General features: G+C 73.7%; 2 protein-coding genes and 1 pseudogene. All 3 read right to left on the minus strand.

The window, feature by feature from the left end; all coding sequences use genetic code 11:
* Positions 1-36: 36 nt before the first annotated feature.
* A complete protein-coding gene (locus G3I65_RS51735; RefSeq protein ID WP_160703368.1) occupies positions 37-1,767 on the minus strand; it encodes an IucA/IucC family protein in 1,731 nt (576 codons plus the stop codon).
* Positions 1,764-3,041 carry a lysine N(6)-hydroxylase/L-ornithine N(5)-oxygenase family protein gene (locus G3I65_RS51740; RefSeq protein ID WP_160703370.1) on the minus strand — a complete coding sequence of 426 codons (1,278 nt, stop codon included), beginning with the start codon at positions 3,039-3,041 and terminating at the stop codon, positions 1,764-1,766. The genes G3I65_RS51735 and G3I65_RS51740 overlap by 4 nt, the downstream gene beginning before the upstream one ends.
* Positions 3,038-3,314 (minus strand): annotated as a pseudogene (locus G3I65_RS51745) (aspartate aminotransferase family protein); the annotation flags it as partial. The gene G3I65_RS51740 and the pseudogene G3I65_RS51745, both read right to left, overlap by 4 nt.

The following is a 3,314-nucleotide window of genomic DNA, read 5'->3' on the forward strand; positions in this document are numbered from 1 at the left end:
CCAGCGACCGCGGGCCGGCCGGGCGCGCGAACGGCGTCACCACGCGCCGCCGGGGTCCGGGGCGTGCAGCGGATTCGGCACCCGGCCCCACCGGACGTCGAACTCGTCGTCGCGCTCCACCTTGTCGAACCCCTGGCCGGCGAGGTGCTCCCGGTTGAGCGTCACGCGCTCGACGTCCGAGGCGAACAGCCGGCACGCGTCGAACCGCGCGGCCACGTCCGGGTTCTCGTCCCGGTAGCGGCCCACGACCTCGCGCACGAGCGCCCAGAACCGGGCCCGGGGCAGGCCGGTCTCGTCGAGCAGAACCTCGGCCCAGAACCGGAACTGGCCGGAGAACACCGAGCTGAACAGCGACTGGGCCAGCAGGTGCGCGGGCCAGCGCAGCATGTCCGCCGCGGCTTCGGGCGGCAGGCTCTCGTAGCTTTCGACCTGTTCGTCGAGCAGGTCGACGCCCTGGGCGAAGTCCTTGATCAGTACCCGTTGCGGGACGTTGCGGGCGTCGACGACGAGGATCAGGTTCTGGCCGTGCGGGCAGAACCCGACGCCGTGGCGCAGCAGCCACTGCAGCAACGGCGTGAGCAGCAGGTCGAAGAGCCGCGCCAGCCACGTTTCCCGGTCGTGCCGCCCGATCAGGTGGGTGAGCACGGAACCGCCGCGAGGCCCGTGATAGGGCAAGGCGGCGAACGAAATCGCGCGTTCCCCCTCCGCGAGCGGGATCGGCTCGCGCCACAGCGCGCCCAGCGTCTCGTGGAAGCGGTACGGCAGCTCCTCCAGGTGCCCGAACAGCGGGTGCGTCACCGACACGCTCGCGACCTCGCCGAGCAGCCCGAACCGGTACCGCTCGCTCAGCAGCGGGTCGGCGGCGCTGATCCCGCGCAGCCACGACGTCACCGAAGGCCCGGCGAGCGTCGCGGCCGAGTTGAGCCCGCGGTAGACGAGCGTGTTGCGCACCGAGACCGCGGTCTTGACGTCGTGGCGGCCGGGCGTGGTCACGTTGCCCAGGGTCCGGACCGTCTGGTGCGCGCGGTAGGCGTCGGCGCTCTCGCCGAGGTCGACCACGACCCCGGTGGCGAGTTCGGCCGCGTAGAGCGTGCCGAGGATTTCGTCGGCCTGCCACGGGTGCACGGGCACCCAGACGTAGTCCTCGGGCGCCTTCCCGGCGAATTCCGCCCGCAGCGCGCCGAGTTCGGCGTCCAGGAGCGCGTCCCGGCTCAGCCCGTCGACGCAGCGGAACTCGGCGTGGTCCGGGTGGACGGCGAACCAGCGGAGCCGGACGTCCGCGCCCGCTTCCGGCGCGTAGCGGGCGCGGTCGCGCGCGGAGAACCCGACCCGGCCCTTGTTCAGCACCAGCCGCGGGTGGCCGGTCAAGTGCCCGTCGGCGACGTTGTAGTCCATAGTGGACAGCACGGGCGCGCTCGGGGCGCGGCGCAGCCGGGCGGCCTCGTTGGCGACCGTCGAGGTCAGCTCGGCCAGCACGTCGGCCAGGCGCAACCCGCTGAGCCCCAGCACTTCCCGTGCGTCCACGACGAGGGCGCGCGGGTCGGTGACCGGCTCGCCCGACCGGCGCGCGCTGTCCGGTTCGACCGTCCAGGAGTCGAACGCGCCGCGCCGGGCCCGGAACGTGTACTCGGCGCCGGGCAGCTCGAGCCGGTACTCGTCGCCGTCGCGAACGGGTTCCAGCAGGTGCTCGTAGGACAGCTCCCCGAGCATCTTGTGCGTGATCAGGGCACCGGCCGCGCGCCAGGCGGCCGCCTCGTCGATGCTCACTCTTCCTCCAGGCCGAACGTGGTGAAGGCGGTGCGGTCGGGCAGCTCGTGCACGGTCTTGCCGCACACGGCGTTGAGGATCACGGCCGCCCGCCAGGCACCGAGCCCGAGGTCGGGGGCGCCGGGACCGTGGGTGTGCCGTTCCGCGTTCTGGACGTACAGCGCGCCGGGCACGTCGAGGGCGACGCGGTAGCCGGCGTCGACGACCAGGCGGCCCCGGCCGTCGCGGTGGACGGCGTCGCCGAGCCCGGCCAGCAGCGGCCCGGACGGCGCATCCGCGTACCCGGTGGCCGCGACGACGGCGTCGGTGCGCAGGGTGCTTTCCCGTCCCTGCTGGGCCTGTGCGACGCGTAGCTCGATCCGACCCTCTACTGTGGACGATCCGACGACCTCGACCCCCGGCGTCAGCACCGCGCCCGGCGGGCCGGTGATGCTGCGGCGGTACAGCTCGTCGTGGATCGCGGCGATCGTCTCGGCGTCGATCCCCTTGTACAGCTGCCACTGCGCGGGCAGCAGCCGGTCGCGGACCGCTTCGGGGAGGCCGTGGAAGTACGCGGTGTAGTCCGGGGTGAACTGCTCGAGGCCGAGCTTCGAGTACTCCATCGGCGCGAACGCCGGGGTCCGCGCGAGCCAGCGCAGGCCGTCCACAGTGGACCGGGAGCGCAGCAGGTCGAGGAACACCTCGGCCCCCGACTGCCCGGACCCGACGACCGTGACGCTCCCGGCGGCGAGCAGCTTTTCCCGGTGCGGCAGGTAATCCGCGGAGTGCAGGGCGAGGACGCCGGGATCGGCGACCAGCTCCCGCAACGGCTCCGGCACCGACGGCACCGAGCCGACGCCGAGCACGACGTTGTCCGCGAGCACCGGATCGCGGCCCGTGACCGTCAGCTCGAAGGCGTCGCCGGCCCAGCGGATCCCGGTGACCTCGTGACCGAACCGGCACGACGGCAGCCGGGCCGCGGCCCACCGGCCGTAGTCGTCGTACTCGGCGCGGGGCGGGTGGAACCGCTCGGCGAAGTAGAACGGGAGCAGCCGGCCGCGGTCGCGCAGGTAGTTCAGGAAGGAGAACGGGTTCGTCGGGTCGACCAGCGTCACCAGGTCGGCCAGGAACGGCACCTGCAACGTCGCGCCCTCGACCAGCAGGCCGGGGTGCCAGCGGAACTCCGGGCGGGCGTCGAAGAACACCGCGTCCAGGCCGTCGACGCCGGTGGCCAGCGCCGCGAGCGAGAGGTTGAACGGCCCGATCCCGACACCCGCGAGGTGGTGGCGCCTCACGAAGCGACCGGGCTTTCCCGGCCGGCGACGAGTTCGGCCCCCGCGGTGGCGGCGATCCGGTCGAGCAGCGGCCGGTAGTCCGCGGCGGTGGCGTGCGGGTGCAGCAGCGTCAGCTTGAGCCACAGCCGACCGGCGCCCCCGGGCCCGGTCGGCAGCGTGGCCCGGCCGATCACGGCGGTCCCGGCTTCGAGCAGCGCCCGGCGGACGCGCGCGACGAGCTCGTCCCCGCCCGCTTCGTCGGCGACGACCGGCCGCAGGACCACAGTGGACAGT

The organism is Amycolatopsis sp. SID8362, assembly GCF_010550475.1.
Classification (GTDB): Bacteria; Actinomycetota; Actinomycetes; order Mycobacteriales; family Pseudonocardiaceae; genus Amycolatopsis; species Amycolatopsis eburnea.